General features: G+C 65.3%; 14 protein-coding genes and 1 tRNA gene. 3 read left to right on the top strand and 12 right to left on the bottom strand.

All coding sequences use genetic code 11. From position 1 onward, the window contains the following. Nucleotides 1-2: 2 nt before the first annotated feature. A complete protein-coding gene (locus AC25Z0_RS01310; RefSeq protein WP_488118464.1) occupies nucleotides 3-884 on the bottom strand; it encodes a M48 family metalloprotease in 882 nt (293 codons plus the stop codon). Between the two features lie 12 nt (nucleotides 885-896). After that, complete coding sequence (locus AC25Z0_RS01305; protein ID WP_488118463.1) at nucleotides 897-1,463, bottom strand: LemA family protein; 567 nt, start codon at nucleotides 1,461-1,463, stop codon at nucleotides 897-899. 205 nt (nucleotides 1,464-1,668) lie between these two features. Between AC25Z0_RS01305 and AC25Z0_RS01300 the strand changes: the two genes are divergently transcribed. Then, nucleotides 1,669-2,412, top strand: a complete 744-nt coding sequence (locus AC25Z0_RS01300; RefSeq protein WP_488132051.1) for an ABC transporter ATP-binding protein — start codon at nucleotides 1,669-1,671, stop codon at nucleotides 2,410-2,412. Next, nucleotides 2,409-3,143: an ABC transporter permease gene (locus tag AC25Z0_RS01295; RefSeq protein WP_488118461.1), complete on the top strand. Its 735-nt coding sequence runs from the start codon at nucleotides 2,409-2,411 to the stop codon at nucleotides 3,141-3,143. The genes AC25Z0_RS01300 and AC25Z0_RS01295 overlap by 4 nt, the downstream gene beginning before the upstream one ends. Before the next feature lie 13 nt (nucleotides 3,144-3,156). Here the strand turns inward: AC25Z0_RS01295 and AC25Z0_RS01290 are convergent, their stop codons facing one another. The 5 genes from AC25Z0_RS01290 to AC25Z0_RS01270 are packed head-to-tail and all read right to left on the bottom strand — an operon-like array spanning nucleotide 3,157 to nucleotide 9,050. Further along, nucleotides 3,157-4,650 (bottom strand): GH1 family beta-glucosidase, encoded by a 1,494-nt coding sequence (locus AC25Z0_RS01290; protein ID WP_488132050.1) that lies wholly within the window; start codon nucleotides 4,648-4,650, stop codon nucleotides 3,157-3,159. Continuing rightward, nucleotides 4,647-5,960 carry a D-arabinono-1,4-lactone oxidase gene (locus tag AC25Z0_RS01285; protein WP_488132049.1) on the bottom strand — a complete coding sequence of 438 codons (1,314 nt, stop codon included), beginning with the start codon at nucleotides 5,958-5,960 and terminating at the stop codon, nucleotides 4,647-4,649. Before AC25Z0_RS01285 ends, AC25Z0_RS01290 begins: the two co-directional genes overlap by 4 nt. Next, entirely contained in the window at nucleotides 5,957-7,192 is a 1,236-nt protein-coding gene (locus AC25Z0_RS01280) for an alanine racemase (RefSeq protein ID WP_488118458.1), read from the bottom strand. Before AC25Z0_RS01280 ends, AC25Z0_RS01285 begins: the two co-directional genes overlap by 4 nt. Further along, nucleotides 7,192-8,448: an MFS transporter gene (locus tag AC25Z0_RS01275; protein ID WP_488118457.1), complete on the bottom strand. Its 1,257-nt coding sequence runs from the start codon at nucleotides 8,446-8,448 to the stop codon at nucleotides 7,192-7,194. The genes AC25Z0_RS01280 and AC25Z0_RS01275 overlap by 1 nt, the downstream gene beginning before the upstream one ends. After that, entirely contained in the window at nucleotides 8,445-9,050 is a 606-nt protein-coding gene (locus tag AC25Z0_RS01270) for a TetR/AcrR family transcriptional regulator (protein WP_488118456.1), read from the bottom strand. Before AC25Z0_RS01270 ends, AC25Z0_RS01275 begins: the two co-directional genes overlap by 4 nt. A gap of 169 nt (nucleotides 9,051-9,219) precedes the next feature. Here AC25Z0_RS01270 and AC25Z0_RS01265 point away from each other — a divergent pair, with 169 nt between their 5' ends. Continuing rightward, complete coding sequence (locus AC25Z0_RS01265) at nucleotides 9,220-11,481, top strand: hypothetical protein (RefSeq protein ID WP_488132048.1); 2,262 nt, start codon at nucleotides 9,220-9,222, stop codon at nucleotides 11,479-11,481. Nucleotides 11,482-11,565: 84 nt separating this feature from the next. Here AC25Z0_RS01265 and AC25Z0_RS01260 read toward each other — a convergent pair. The 5 genes from AC25Z0_RS01260 to AC25Z0_RS01240 form a co-directional block, all read right to left on the bottom strand. Further along, a tRNA-Leu gene (locus AC25Z0_RS01260) sits at nucleotides 11,566-11,642 on the bottom strand. A gap of 81 nt (nucleotides 11,643-11,723) precedes the next feature. Further along, nucleotides 11,724-13,334, bottom strand: a complete 1,611-nt coding sequence (locus AC25Z0_RS01255) for an NAD(P)/FAD-dependent oxidoreductase (protein ID WP_488118454.1) — start codon at nucleotides 13,332-13,334, stop codon at nucleotides 11,724-11,726. Between the two features lie 34 nt (nucleotides 13,335-13,368). Further along, complete coding sequence (locus AC25Z0_RS01250) at nucleotides 13,369-14,640, bottom strand: S8 family serine peptidase (protein ID WP_488132047.1); 1,272 nt, start codon at nucleotides 14,638-14,640, stop codon at nucleotides 13,369-13,371. A gap of 8 nt (nucleotides 14,641-14,648) precedes the next feature. Further along, a complete protein-coding gene (locus AC25Z0_RS01245) occupies nucleotides 14,649-15,194 on the bottom strand; it encodes a DUF501 domain-containing protein (RefSeq protein ID WP_488118452.1) in 546 nt (181 codons plus the stop codon). Beyond that, entirely contained in the window at nucleotides 15,191-15,670 is a 480-nt protein-coding gene (locus AC25Z0_RS01240) for an FtsB family cell division protein (protein ID WP_488118451.1), read from the bottom strand. Before AC25Z0_RS01240 ends, AC25Z0_RS01245 begins: the two co-directional genes overlap by 4 nt. Between the last annotated feature and the right edge of the window lie 20 nt (nucleotides 15,671-15,690).

Raw genomic sequence — 15,690 nt, 5'->3', positions numbered from 1 at the left:
CGCTAGAACTTCCGGCCCATCGTGTGCAGACGCTCGATGCGCTCTGCAATCGGCGGGTGGGTGCTGAACAGCTTGTCGACCAGACCCGGCTTCAGCGGGTCGGCGATCCAGAGGTGCGACATCGAGGTGTTCTGCTTTTGCATCGGACGGCCATACGCTTCGAGCTTTGCGAGGGCGCTGGCCAGTGCATCCGGGTGCCTGGTCGTCATCGCGCTCGTGGCGTCGGCGAGGTACTCGCGCTGACGGGACACCGCCAGCTGCACCATCGTGGCCACCAAAGGGGCAACGATCATCGCGGCGAGACCGAACACCAGCACCACTGGGTTGCTGTTGTTGTTATTGCGCCCGAAGAACGCCATGCGCATGAACATGTCGGCGATGAAGCCGACGGCGACAACCAGCCCAAACACGATGGTGGAGACCCTGATGTCATAGTTCTGCACGTGGCCCAGCTCGTGAGCCATGACACCCTGGAGTTCAGAGTCGTCCATGATGTCGAGCAGACCGGTGGTCGCTGCGACGATGGCGTGCTCAGGATCGCGCCCTGTCGCAAAAGCGTTGGGAGCTGGGTCGTTGATGATGTAGATCTCCGGCATGGGTGTTCCGGTGGTGATCGACAGGTTTTCAACGGTGCGCCACAATCGCGGGTGATCCGCCTGGCTTTCGAGCTTGATCCCGCCACTCATCGCCACGGCCTGCTTGCCTGCCATGTAGTACTGGAACAGCGCGTACAGCGCGGCGATCACGATCGTCGAGATCATGATTCCGTAGCTGCCTGGTCCATAGACCACCTGGGCCAGCCAGCCAAGGGCGCCGATCAGGACGAAGAAGAACAGCAGGATGAAGACCGTGTTGCGCTTGTTGCGCGCGATCGCGCTATACATCTGCGCCCGCCGCTAGAACTGGACGCGCGGGGGCTCCGCGATCGCTGCAGAGTCGGAGACCTCGAAGAAGTCGTGCTCTGTGAAGCCGAGGTTGCGAGCGAACAGGTTGTTCGGGAACGTCTTGATCTTGGTGTTGAGCTCACGAACGCCGCCGTTGTAGAACCGGCGCGACGCCTGGATCTTGTCTTCGGTGTCGACCAGCTCTGACTGCAGGTGCAGGAAGTTCTGGCTCGCCTGCAGCTGCGGGTAAGCCTCAGCCACGGCGAAGATGCTCTTCAGCGCGTTCTGCATGTGGTTCTCAGCGACGGATGCGTCGGCCGGCCCCTGTGCGGACAGGGTCTCAGCCCTGGCCTTCGTGACGTTTTCGAAGACGCCCTTCTCATGAGCCGCGTAGCCCTTGACCGCCTCGATGAGGTTCGGGATCAGATCAGCCCGTCGCTTCAGCTGCACCGTGATGTCACTCCACGCCTCTTCAACGCGAACGTTGAGCGTGACCAGGGAGTTGTACGTCGCCCACAGGTAGATACCGACGATGACGATGAGTGCCACAACAATGATGACCGGGATGAGCCATTCCATGGCAGCTGTCTCCTTGCGATTGAGCGAACTTGTACTGTGCGAAACGGGTGATCGAAACCGTGGTCTCGACGTATTCAGCACTATCCTAACGGGGCAGCTTGAGCCTCCCATCCGCTTCCCACCACACTCAAAGCTAAGTCAAGGCTGGCATCCGCCTACCTCTCCGCCTACCTCTCCGCCGACCGGCGACGTAGGCTCTGCAGATATGAGCGATCGACCGGCCGCGGTGGTGGTCACAGACCTGACGGTGCGACGCGGTCCGAACCTGGTTCTGGACGGTCTAACGCTCACGGTTCCAAGCGGACAGGTGATTGGGTTGCTCGGGCCGAGCGGCTGTGGCAAGACGACGCTGATGCGGGCGATCGTTGGCGTTCAGGTGGTGAAGTCAGGCACGGTGACCGTGCTTGGCCGGCCAGCGGGCAGCAAGTCACGGCGTGGCCGCGTCGGGTACGTCACCCAGTCCCCCAGCATCTACGACGACCTGACGGTGCGCGAGAACCTGGCGTATTTCCGCACCGTGCTTGCGGCTCCCCGCTCCGACGTCGACCGGGTGATCACCGAGACCGACCTCGGCTCCGTGACCGGGCAGCTGGTTGGCTCCCTGTCAGGAGGCCAGCGCAGCCGGGTGTCGCTGGCCGGCGCCCTCCTCGGTTCGCCAGACCTGCTGGTGCTCGATGAGCCCACCGTCGGACTCGATCCAGTGCTGCGCGTCGAACTGTGGTCGATGTTCCATCGGCTGGCCGCCACCGGCACCAGTCTCCTCGTCTCCAGCCACGTCATGGATGAGGCCACCCGCTGCGACCAGCTGTTGCTGATGCGCGACGGCGAGATCCTCGCTGACGACACCCCGGCCGGCATCCTGCTGAAAACAGGGGCAGGAGATGTCGAGAGCGCCTTTCTGACGCTCATCCGTCGTCGGCCGAGACCGCCTGCAGGCGATCTGTCATGAACCTGCAGCGCACGTTCGCCACCACGGGGCGAATCCTCACCCAGATCAGGCACGATCCACGCACGATCGTGTTGCTGCTTATCGTGCCGAGCCTGCTCATCGGGCTCGTCGCGTGGATCTTTTCCGACACCGACACGTTCCAGGTCATCGGGCCGTCGATGATCGCGCTGTTCCCGTTCATCGTGATGTTCCTGGTCACCAGCATCACCACGCTGCGCGAGCGGCGCACCGGCACCCTGGAGCGCCTCCTGTCGATGCCGCTCGGCAAGGGAGACCTGATCCTCGGCTACACGCTCGCCTTCGGGCTGCTCGCGGTTGTGCAGTCGGCCATTGCCGTGGCCTTCGCGACCTGGGTGTGCGGCCTGGAGATCGAGGGATCCATCTGGCTCCTGTTCGCCGTTGCCGTAGCGGATGCCCTGCTCGGCACAACCCTGGGCCTGCTGGCCAGCGCCTTCGCACGCACCGAATTCCAGGTTGTGCAGTTCATGCCGCTGCTGGTCTTTCCGCAGATCCTGCTCGGCGGCATCTTTCTGCCGCGCGACCAGCTGCCGCCCGGCCTGAAGGAGATCAGCGACTGGCTGCCGCTGTCGCACGCCATCGACGCGCTGCAGGCCGTCGCCACCAATTCAGAGGATGCCGGATACATCGCGGGCGAACTGCTCATCATTCTCGCCTGGGTGGTGGGCGCCGTCATCCTCGGGTCGATCACCCTGCGCCGACGGACGCCCTGACCTGCTCGCTGCGTCAGCGCGCGGACAGCACCTGCTGCAGCCAGCGGTACGACGACTTGGGCGTGCGCTTCTGGTCGGCGAAGTCAACGTGCACCAGGCCGAACCGCTGCGTGTAGCCGGCAGCCCACTCGAAGTTGTCGAGCAGCGACCACACGAAGTAGCCACGGAGGTCAACGCCATCCGCTACCTTGCCGGGAGCCACGGCGTCCACGGCGGCGAGCACGTGCTCTGCGAGGTAGTCAATGCGCGCTGGGTCGTCGACGTTGTCCCGGATGTCAACGACGTCTGGGAAGCTTGCGCCGCCCTCTGTGATGTAGACAGGGGGCAGCGAATCTCCGTACCGCTCCTTCATCTCCGCCAGGCTCACGGCGAGGAATTCGGGCGCGATGGGCCAGCCGAATCCGGTGACCGGGTACTCGGGGAAGGGCTCGAGACTGAAGGGCAGCGCCGCCATGGCTGCGGATTCGCCGTCTGGCGTCGCCAGGCTGCGTGAGCTGGCGCTGCCGCTCGCCGCTTTGACGCGGGACGGCATGTAGTAGTTGAGGCCGTAGAAATCCAGCGGCTGGGAAATGGTGGCCAGGTCGTCCTGGTCGACCTCATCGAGGAAACGGCCGAGTGCGTCGAACGGCTCTGGCAGGGTCGGGTAGCGCCCAAGCAGCACTGGGTCGGCGAAGATCCGGTTGTGCAGCGCATCGAACAGGTCGGCGACGACGACATCCTCATCGCGGTCGCTGTACGGCAACACCGGGGAGTGCACATTGGTGATGCCGATCTGACCGCTGACCCCGACAGAGCGGAGCGCCTGCACCGCAATTCCGTGGCCGAGGAGCTGGTGGTGCGCGCTCGGCAGTGCGTCGAAGAGCAGCGGATCGCCGGGGGCGTGCAGGCCGAGTGCGTAGCCGTTCAGCGTCACCGTGGCCGGCTCGTTGATGGTGATCCAGGAGTCGATGCGGTCGCCGAAGACCTCACCGACGCTGTGCGCATAGTCGCCGAAGCGCATAGCCGTGTCACGGTTCATCCAGCCGCCACGGAGGGCCAGCGGGGTGTCCCAGTGGAACAGCGTGGCCATCGGGCTGATGCCGGCGGCCAGGAGTCCGTCGAGAAGCTGGTCGTAGAAGGCGATTCCTGCCTGATTCAGCCGGCCACGGCCATCCGGTTGCAGGCGAGGCCAGGCAAACGAGAACCGGTACGCATCGACGCCGAGATTGCGGAGCAACGCCACGTCTTCGGCGTACCGGTGGTAGTGATCGGTGGCCACTGAGGCGTTGCTGCCGTCGAGCACGCGACCAGGCTGGGCGGTGAACCAGTCCCAGATCGACTCAGACCGACCGCCATCACGCGCACCGCCCTCGATCTGGAATGCCGCCGTCGATGTACCCATGACGAAACCAGCGGGCAGCCTGTCTCCGAGTTCACCCGCGCGGTGCTGCCAGGCCCTCGCCTGGCGCTTCGACACGCTGCCGTTGTTCGTGTTGCGTGGACCTGGGGCCTGTGGCGTTGTGGTCATCGACCGAGTACTCGTTCCAAATAGGGGTTTGCGAATCGGCGCTCGGGGTCGAGCCGATCGCGCACAGCCAGGAAGTCGTCGAAGCGGGGGTAGACCTCACGCAACGCGTCAGCATCCTGAGTGTGCATCTTTCCCCAGTGTGGGCGACCACCGTGGGATCGCATAATCGCCTCGACGTCCCTGAAGTACGCCGTGTGGTCCTCCCGGTAGTAACGGTGCACGGCGATGTAGCCGGTCTCCCTGCCGTGCGCCGTCGACATCCACACGTCATCGGCCGCAGCGGCACGCACCTCGATCGGGAATGAGACATTCCACCCGCGACGCTCAATCAGCGCCTTGACCTCTCGCAGGGCGTCTGGAATCACCGCGCGGGGCAGGGCGTACTCCATCTCACGGAACCGCACAGTGCGATTCGTGATGAAGACCCGGGGAGAGACGTCGGTGAACTCGCGCCTGCCGCTCAGCTTCTCCGCCATGCGGCTGAAGCTGGGAACGAGAGGCGGTACGACGGTGCCGACGGCGCAGGTGACACGATAGAGCCCGTTGGCGAGCACCTCGTCGTCAACCCATCGCGACACCCGGCCAAGGGGTGCGCGTTGCGCGCCGATCGGCAGCCGGGTATTGGTCTTGGTGAGCGCGGTTTCGGTGTGCGGGAACCAGTAGAACTCGAAGTGGTCGTTGGCGAGTACCCGCTCCTGGAACGACGCGAGGGTCTCCTCAAGGGGTTCAGCGGCTTCCACCGCGTGCAACAGATAGGCGGGAACACACTGGATGGTCACGTCGACGATGATGCCGAGAGACCCGAGACCGAGGCGTGCGGCCGGGAGCAGCTCCGCGTTCTCTGTCTCGCTGATGTGCAGCAGGGAGCCGTCGCCGACGACAAGGGTGAGGGCAACGATCTGGGTGGCGAGCCCGCCGAATTCCCCTCCGGTGCCGTGGGTGCCCGTCGACGTGGCGCCGCTGATCGTCTGCCGGTCGATGTCGCCCATATTGGCGAGGGCCAGCCCGTATGGCGCGAGCAAAGCCGGCAGCCGGTGCAGGCGTGTTCCGGCGGCCAGCGTCACCCGATGCGTCGACTCGTCAACGCTGAGCACGCCGGTGAGGTCGGTGAGGTCGAGCTGCACTCCAGGGGCCACCGCGATGCCGCTGAAACTGTGCCCGGCACCGACCGCCTTGATGCGAAGATTGCCTCGCCCAGCTGCGGCGACCGCGCGCTGCACCGCGGCGGCACTCGTCGGTCGTTCGACCCGCTTCGGTCGCACCAATTCGGTGCGGGCCCAGTTGCGCCACACTCCGCCATTTGCTGTCACAGGAATGCCTTTCCTTCGCCCCGATACGTCGGAACGATTCCAATGAGCTGGTCGCCATCGACCAGTGCGAATTCGTTGACGCGTTCGCTGAGCTCCCCCGATTTGGTGTGGCGCAGCCACACCCGGTCACCCACGGTGAGGTGCCTCGCCGCGGCTCCGGTCAGCGGCGTCTGTACCTCACCGGCCATCTCTCTGGGCATCATCGCCAGGCCCTGCGGCCAGACGATCTGCGGCAGGCGGTCGGCGTGCGGCGGCCCTGAGGCGATCCAGCCGCCGCCGAGCATGGTGGCGATTTCTGGTGCGGGCTTCCGCACAACGGAGAGCGCGAACGCGGCGGCCGGTGCCGGCTGGAATTCGGAGTAGTTGTCGAACAGGTGGCCGCCGAAGAATCCGCTGCCCGCAGCGATGTCGGTCACGGAGGCATCGGCCCCCGTGCTCTCCAACGACCCTGTGCCGCCGCCGTTCACGAACTCGAGGTCGGCGACCTGCCGCACGGCAGCGACAGCGGCGCCGCGCCGTTCGGCCAGCTCCGTGATCGAGTGCTTGCGCATCCACCGGTTGAGGCCGCCCTCAACGGGCCGGCCGATGGGGTTGTCTCCTCGCCCGGCGATCTGCGCTTCGTAGCCCATCATTCCCACGAGGGCGAACCCGGGCCTGGCCACAATCCGGAGTGCGAGTGACACCGCTTGCTCTGGCGTGTACACGGGTGACCGCCGCACCCCGAGGTGGCCAAGCACCGGTGCCTGCCAGGCCGAGTCCAGTTCGATGGCGACCCTGATGGTCTCCCGCTCGCCCGGCGCCACAACCGAGTCGATGAAGTCGAGTTGCTCGATGGAGTCCACCATGAGGGTGATGTTGGCGGCGGCCTGCGGCGAGCGCGCCAGCTGCATGGTTGCGTGCCGTTCTGCGCCGGGGTACCCGACGACGATGTCTGACACGGTGTCGGTGAGCCAGAGCGCTTCAGCCAGCGTGAATGCCAGCACCCCCTCATAGCCGGGAAGCGTGAGGATCTGTTCGATGATGCTCCGCACGCGCAGCGACTTGGTCGCCACCCTGATGGGCTTGCCCGTAGCTCTCCGCAGCATGTCGTGCGTGTTGTACCGGAGAGCATCGAGGTTGAGCGCGGCAACCGGGGTGTCGAGATCTGCCGTGGCCGTCGTCATCTGCGACCAGTAGCGTTCGGGCATCAGCCACGGCTGGGCCAGCGGCGCGGTCTCCAGGTCGATCTGCATTACCGCACGCCTTTCACTCGCGACACAGCCAGCGCGCCCGCGAATGCGAAGACACCGGCGAGGATGAAGAGCCCGGTGAAACCGCCGAGAGCGGCGACCGTGATCGCTCCGATCAGAGGAGCGATCGCCTGGGGAACTGCGGTGGCGATGTTCATGATTCCGAGGTCCTTGCCCCTGGCTGCGGGGTCTGGCAGCACCTGGGTTGCCAGCGCCTGGTCAACGGAGAGGAAGCATCCGTAGCCCAGCCCCAGGATGCCAGCGGCGATCATGGCGACGGTCAGGTCGGGGATGAAGGCGAGCATCAGCGCCGCAATACCCTGCAGGGCGGATGCCACGAACACGAACGCCTTGCGACGTTCCAGCTTGTCGCTGAGCGCACCGAGGAACAGGGAGGCGAGGATCACGAACACCATGTAAATGAGAGTCAGGATGATGAGGTCGTCTTCGGCGTTTGAATCGTTGAGCCCGAACATCAGGAAGTACAGCAGCATTGTCGTGCCGAAGGCGTTGCCGAAGTTCACCAGCACCCGGCTGAGCAGGGTCCAGCCGAAGTCTGGATAGGCCCGCGGACTGATCCACAGGCTCTCCAGGATTCCCCGCAGGCTGAGCTTCGGACGCTGGTCTGGCCGGAGCACCGCGTCTGGCTGGAAAAGGAATGGGACGATGAGCACCACCAACAGCACCGCGACGACCGCGTAGCCGGCGAACTGGCCGGTGAAGAGCATGGTGACGAGCAGCAGACCGAAGATGATGCCGATTGCCTGCGGGGCCGACAACCAGCCAGACACCAGTCCGCGCTGATTGACGGGCACCTGGTCGGAGATGGTCGCCGTCAACGCGGCCGTCAGCACACAGAACCCGGTGAGCGCCAGCGCCCAGAAGATGCCGATCCCCACCATGGTGTCCTGCACCCCGAGGGCCAGCAGCGAGAGCGCGAAGACGACGGTGCCGCCGGCGATCCAGGGGCGCCTCCGCCCGAAGCGCGAGGTCGTGCGGTCTGACAACGCGCCGGTCAGCGGGTACGCGACGACCGCGCACAGTCCAGCGATCCCGGAGATGATGCCGAAGGCGACCACGCTGTCCACCCAGTTCTCCGGGTGCAGCTGCGCGTCAATCTGGGCGGGCAGCAGGAGCTGCACCGGGGTGAGCTGCGCCATCCAGATACCGAGCCAGGCCGAGGCGAATGCTGCGATCCACCGGCCTGGCACGCGTCTGGTTGGTTCGGCGAATACAGCAACAACGGTCTGCGTACTCATACGTGTCTCGACAATCCAGCAACCGTGTCGGCCGCAAAATCAATGACGGATGCCGCGGCTGCGTCATCCCTGTTCACCAGCCAGGCAATGGTGAGCCCGTCTGTCAACGCGACGAGGATCCGCGCGACGTCGGCAACCGGGCGGTCCCAGCTGCAGCTGGTCCACTCTGCGGCCTGCTCAAGTGCAGCGGCGGCCAGAGTGAAGTAGTGGTCGTACTGCTCCTCGGCAAGGGGAGTCATACCCGGTGAGCGGAGCGCGAAGTGGGTGAGTTCGAACATCGCCTTTTCGCGCTGTGGGTCGCGGCGGAGCAGATCGAGGTAGTTGCGAAGGCCCGCAGCGATGTAGTCGCGCATGCTGCCACCGGCCGGCAGCTCCGTGACCCCACCGAGGATCGCCACCTCTTCCTGGCTGACGACGTAGCGGATGAGCTCGGCCATCATGTCGTCCCGTGACGCGAAAGCGTAGTGGAAGCTCGCCAGCGACATCCCGGCTTCTGCGACGATCGCGCGCGTGGTCGCTGCGGCCACTCCGTGTTCGGCGACAACGGTCAACGCAGCATGAACCAGCGCGATACGTCGCTCTGGTGCGGGGATGCGTGGCACGCGGCCTCCTCACGCTGTTCACGACACGAAGAAGTGGGACATCTGACCCAGTCGCAAGTATGCCCTATCGCAGGTTAACGAACGATAACGATTCCCGCAGATTACTCTCCGCGCCGCGCAGGAAGTTGACTTCACGCGTTCTACCCCGTGAAATGGAGGAGGGGTGAATGTGGCAATCATGATCAAACGCGGTCTCTTTGTCTCGCGACCTCGCACGCACGCACCGGGCCGACTCGCGGCATCCGTTGCAGTCTTCGCGCTTCTTGTCGTCGGCCTGTTGGCCGGCGGAATACTCGTCGGCACCCCTGGCGATTCGCCGGCGTACGCCGAGACGGTTCCTCCGAGCGACGTCGCCACTCCCTTGTCGACGGCCACTACCCCAGCGACAGATGCGCCCGCCAGCGCCCCGACCATCACAGCGCCCACAGCCGGCACCTTCATCGGACGCAGCACCACGAGTGTTTCCGGCACCCGCGACGCCGATCAGGAAATTCAGATCTTCGTGGCGAATGGCGCAGAACCGTCGTGCATCGTCGCCGCCGACGGTACCGGCACCTGGAGCTGCGACGAGGTGCGCCTCCCAAGCGGATCTGCCGTGCCGATCCGCGTCGTGGTGTCAGGCGATTCCAGCCTCAGCACCACCATCGCTGTCGCGGTGCTCGGCGCGCCGGTTGTAGTTGGCGGCCCGACCGGCCAGGCATCGTCCAACGGCACGGTACGCGGCACCGGATACCCGGGGGCAACAGTCTCCGCGACCCTGGCGACAGGGGCCCAGTGCTACGCGGTGGTCGACAGCGCTGGGAACTGGTCGTGCGCACTCACCGGGTCCGTTCCGAGCGGCAACCAGTCGGTCAGCGCCAGCCAGAAGTCAGACTTCAGCTCGCCATCCTCATCGAACACGAGCGCGGCGACCACCGTGCATTTCGACCTGGAACGCCCGGCCAGCCCCGTGATCCTGAGCCCAGCCACCGGCACCATCGTCGCGCTGGCCGGTAGTTCGTACTCTGGCACGGGAGAAGACGGCGCAACGGTCTCGGTCTACGCCGGCCCGTACCTGGCGTGCACGACCACCGTTTCGGCCGGCAGCTGGGCCTGCAGCACCACGAGCGTCGCTGCAGGGGCATACAAGGTGATCGCCGTGCAGCAGGACGCGGCCGGCAACCTGAGCAGCGGCTCTGAAGCCGTCACCCTCACCTTCGCCAACACGACGACGCCGCCGGCATCCGCTTCGCCAGCGCCGTCTGCGGGTGCAGGTGCGGGTACGGAGCCGCCCGCTGCCATCGTCCCCCTCGTTCCGGCGCCCGCGCCTGCCCCTGCGGAGTCGGCGGACCCTGGCACCCACAGCCCGTTTGCGACTCCCCTCCCCCGTCCGGACAGCGATGCACAGGCAGGGGCAGCGCCTGCGTTCCGCCCGCCGGGCAGCTGGACTGATCCGACCAGGTTCGCCACGGCCATCGTTCCGTTCAGCTTCACGCAGGCCATTCCGTGGCTGCAGGCCATAGCGCTCACCTTCGGCGTGCTGCTGCTGGTCGTTCTCCCTGCCCTGATGCTCGCCGGCACGATCTCCCGTGCGCGGGGCGGACGGCCGCTCTGGAGGCCGACCCGCATCGCCGGGCGCAACCGTGCGTCAGTGGAGTTTGAAACCGCGCCGACGCTGCACGTCAACCGGTGGTTCGTGGAGGTGTCGGCCGTGCTGGCCGCTGCGGCGCTTGTCGTGCTCTCCGGCCCTGTCACCGACCAGCCGGCCTACCTGCGACTGCTCATCGCTTCAGTACTCGGCGTCGCCGTCGTCAACGTCGTGAGCGTTGCGGTGCCGCTGTGGTGGAGTACCCGCGTGCTGAACACGCCGGCGAGCTACCGTTTCGTGCCAGGGTCGCTGATCCTCATCGCGGTTGCGGCTCTGGGCTCCCGGTTCCTTGACCTGCACCCGGCGTTCCTGTTCGGGCTGCTCAGTACCATCACCGTCGGGCTGGCATCAACGGATGCCGATGCGCTGCCAGACCCGGTCGCCGAAGCCCGCGCCGTCATCGCCCGTGGTCGTATTGGAGCTGTGCGCACGATCAGCCTGATCCTTGTTGGCGCACTTGCCTGGGTCGCGCTGGCGATCCTGCCTCCGGCGACCGGCGTGGTCGGCACCTTCGCCGCCGAGTTCATGAACATCGTGGCGCTCACATCGATCGGCTCAGCAGCAGTGATTCTGGCTCCCCTGGCGTGGACGAGCGGGCGCAGCGTGCTGAACTGGTCCCCGCCCGTGTGGGTCGGCCTGTCGGTGCTCGCTCTCACCGCGTTGTTCCTGGTGATGCTGCCGTCGGTCAACGCGGCCAACGCGAACGGAACCGCAGCCATCGTGTGGTTCAGCGCAATCGGGTTTGCAGCTCTCAGCGTGTGTGTCTGGGCCTGGCAGAAGTACATCGCCCCTATCATCCGCTGAATTCAGCGAGCGGATGCCTGGCCATGCGCCTGCGGCCACGAGTGCCACGCCGCATAAATGGCAACGAGTGCCACGCGTAAATAGTGGTGCCCCCACTGGGACTCGAACCCAGACTGTGACGATTTTAAGTCGTCTGCCTCTGCCAATTGGGCTACGGGGGCGGTAAATTCCTGAGCTTAGAAATTCCTAAGCGTAAGGGCTGCGGTCAAACGACCGCAGCCCTTACTCAGGAGGTGTGTCTCTTAGGAAGCGGACACCGAGTCAGACGACGGAGCGTCGGTGGCCGGTGCTGCAGCCTTCTTGACTGCAGGCCTGCGCGGAGCCCTGGCAGCAGCCGGTGCCTTCGCAGCCGGAGCCTTGACGGTCGCGGCCTTCTCGGTCACGACGGCCTTCTCGGTCACAGCCTTCTCGACGGGAGCCTTGGCAGCAGCCTTGGCTGCAGGAGCCTTGGCCGCAGGGGCCTTCGCCGTAGATGCGCGCGCTGCGGGTGCCTTGGCGACCGGTGCGGCGACAGCAGGAGCTGCCTCAACCGGGGGCTTCGGACGCGATGCGAACTCTTCGAACACGGCGCGTGGGTTCTGCACAGCAGCGATCGACACAATGTCGCGACCGAGGAAGAAGTTGTTCACCCAGCCCCAGACGACGCGAAGCTTGCGCTCCCAGCTCGGCATTGCCAGGCCGTGGTATCCGCGGTGCGCAACCCAGGCCGGGAAGCCCTTCAGCGCGAACTTGCCGGACTGGAAGACACCAATACCAATACCAAGGCCTGCAACAGCGCCGAGGTTCTTGTGCAGGTATTCCTTGGGGCCCTCGCCACGAAGAACGGCAACGATGTTCTTGGCCATGAGCTTGCCCTGGCGAACAGCGTGCTGTGCGTTCGGCACGCAGAAGCCGCCGACTCCACCACCGCTGAGGTCGGGGACTGCGGTCACGTCGCCGGCGCCCCATGCGCCCTCGATGATCTCGTCGTCGGTGCCGACGCGGAGGTCGGCGCGCACGCGGAGGCGACCGCGCTCTTCGATCGGCAGGTCGGTGTGACGCACGATCGTGGGGTTGGCCATGACGCCGGCAGTCCACACGATGAGGTCGGTGTAGAAGCTCTCACCGGTGGAGAGCTCGATCTTGCCGTCGACAGCCGAGGTGAGCTGGGTGTCGAGGTGGATCGTTGCGCCACGCTGGTCGAGGTTGTTGATGACCCACTTGCTGGTCTCCAGCGACACCTCTGGCATGATGCGGCCCATTGCCTCAATGAGGTGGAAGTGGGTGTCTTCGAAGCTGATCTCCGGGTAGCGCTTCAGCAGGTCGCTGGCGAATGAACGCAGCTCTGCGAAGACCTCGATGCCGGCGAAGCCGCCACCGACGACAACGAACGTCAGCAGGCGGTCGCGCTCTGGGCCGGCAGGCAGGTTGGCTGCCTTGTCGAAGTTGGTGAGAACGCGGTCGCGGATGGCGACTGCCTCTTCAATGGTCTTGAGGCCGATGGCCTGGTCTGCAACACCCGGGATCGGGAACGTGCGTGACACTGCACCAGCGGTGACAACGACAATGTCGTACTCGAAGTCGTATGCATCGCCGATGGGCGGCTGGATGGTCGCCTTCTTCTCCGCGTGGTTCACGTTGGTGACCTTCGCGGTGACGATGTTCGTCTTCTTCAGGTGACGACGGTGTGCAACGACAGCGTGACGCGCCTCGATGGAGCCTGCAGCGACCTCCGGAAGGAAGGGCTGGTACGTCATGTAGGGCAGCGGGTCGACGATCGTTACGTCAGCCTCCCCCTTGCGCAGCCACTTCTCAAGCTTCCAAGCGGTGTAGAAACCGGCGTAGCCGCCACCGACGATGAGAATTTTGGGCACGATGAAAAGGCCTCCTACATGAATTTTTATGCGCTTACGATCCGTGATTGCGACGTGCACGCTTGAGATGCCGAGAGGCGCCGATGCCGAACAGCGTTACTAGGATACCAAATCCCAGAAGTACACCGAGCGGAACGCTGATATAGGTCAGAGTGAACTGGTTCGGAACCCACAGGGCCGCGACATTGCTCACCGGCAGTGGTGGGTCCTGCTGCGGGGGGACGGGCGCGATCGACGTTGGAGTGTCGGTTGCGCCTGGGGATGTGTCCATGCGCCTGTGCAGGTGAATCCAGTCCTGTAACAGCTGGGCTGGGGTCTGACCAGAGGCTGCCGGAACCGAGGCCGTCACTGCGGCATAGGCGTCGATCAGTCCGTTGCCGTAGATGGGGCTTGGGACATTCTGCCCGTTCGGGTTTGCCGTCGCGATGACCCTGTTCATCACCTGGGCCGCATCGAGTTCCGGGTGTGCAGCTCGCACCAGTGCGACCAGCCCCGACACGATGGGTGTCGCTGCACTCGTGCCGTCCCAGACCATGTATTCACTCCGGGAATTGACACCCACGAGTTCCTCGCTCGGTGCAGCGACAGAGATGGTGATGCCCTGTGACGACGCATCGAAGCTTGCCTTCTTGTTCCGGTCAACACCAGCAACGGTCAGGACGCCGGGGATCGTGGCAGGGGCCCCGACCTCGGTGGTCCCGCTGCCGCGGTTGCCGGCTGCCGCTACGACGACGACATCGTTCTCGAAGGCGTACAGGAAGGCGTCGTCCCAGCTCTCAGGCCAGTCGAGCGTGTTGCGAGTGAGCGACATGTTGATCACGTCGGCGCCATTGTCCACGGCCCAGCGCACAGCCTGGGCGATCTGGTCGTCATTGCTCACCGGAGAATTCGAATTGCCGAAGGCGACGGAGATCGAGAGCAGCGAGGCAGCAGGAGCGACGCCGATGACGCCATTCCCGTTGCCCGTTCCGCGCCCGGCCAACAGCGAGGCCACCATGGTGCCGTGGTCGCTGTCTTCACCGACGGGCGTGCGGCCATCCGCTGAACCGATGCCGGAGACGTCCGTGCCGCCTGAGACGGCGCCGGACAGGTCGGCCACTCCCCTGGCAATGCCGGTGTCGATCACGGCGACCGTGACGCCGTCGCCCTGGGTCGTGTTCCATGCCTGCGCAAAGCCATAGTCGTTCAACCAGTATTCGAGGTCACGAACCTGGTCGGCCTGGGCTGGGGCAGCGACAACGGCCACCGAACTGAACAGCATCGCTCCCGCGATCACCACTCCGATTCCGAGGCCCCTGCGCCGCATGCCCGGTTTCACTCGCGCGCCGACCCCGTCGGGTTCACGTCATCCAATTCGTAGTCGAGGCACTCGCACACCAGCGGTGACCAGTTCGCGCGTTCGAGCGCCAGGTCGCCGATGGGGTTCACGCCAGGACCGGTGGCCAAAGCGTGCCCGGCCAGCGCGTGCAGGCACTTCACCCGTTGCGGCATACCGCCGGAGGAGATCCCGGCGATCTCAGGGACAGTGCCCAGGGTCTCGCGATCAGCGAGGAAGCTCTGGTGGGCGGCCAGGTATGCAGCCTTCACGTCGGCGTCTTCGGCCAGCAGCTCGTTGTACTCGTTCATGACCTGGGTGGCCTCAAGGAAGGAGATCGCCGCGGTCGCCGCCGGGTGCGTCAGGTAGTACAGCGTCGGGAACGGCGTTCCATCGCTCAGGCGGGGAGCTGTCGCGACCACGGTCGGAGCGCCGCAGGCACAGCGTGCGGCAATACCGGCGACGTCGCGCGCCGGGCGTCCGAGCTGGGCGGAGACGATGGCGATGTCGCGCTCAGTGGGCGCATCGAAGGGGGGTCTGGTCACTGGGCGGCCGCCTCTGGAACGAGGCCGGCTGTCATGACAGAGGCAAACATTGATTTGAGCCAATCGACTTGGGTGTCTTGAATATCTTTGCTCACCGGGGCGGTATCGGCCGCCTCGGTGGTCGGCAGGGCGAGGTCGTTGATCACGAGGAACGAGATATCGCCCGGCTGCACATAGGAGAGCCGATCGCGAGCCTGCGTCTCGATATAGGTACGGTCATTCCATCGCTCACGCTCCGACGTGAGCTTGTCGACCGCGGCCTGTGCGGCCTGCACGCTGTCTTGCAGCTCATCGATCTGCTGCCGTTGTTCAGCGTACGTGCGCAGGCTGGGAGCGAGCACGACGACGGCCAGCACCAGGATTCCCATCATCACGAAGGAGAAGCCAGACAAGCGGATGCCGCGCAGCCACCCCCCGGCTGCCGATTCCGCGCCGTCGAGGGCGATGGGCTGCTTCTGCGGACGAGTCCTGGCCACCGTTCTCCCCTCACGTACGT

Source organism: Leifsonia sp. Y862 (genome assembly GCF_057669585.1).
Note: the sequence above shows the minus strand (reverse complement) of the source record. Positions and strands in the feature narration are given on the sequence as shown.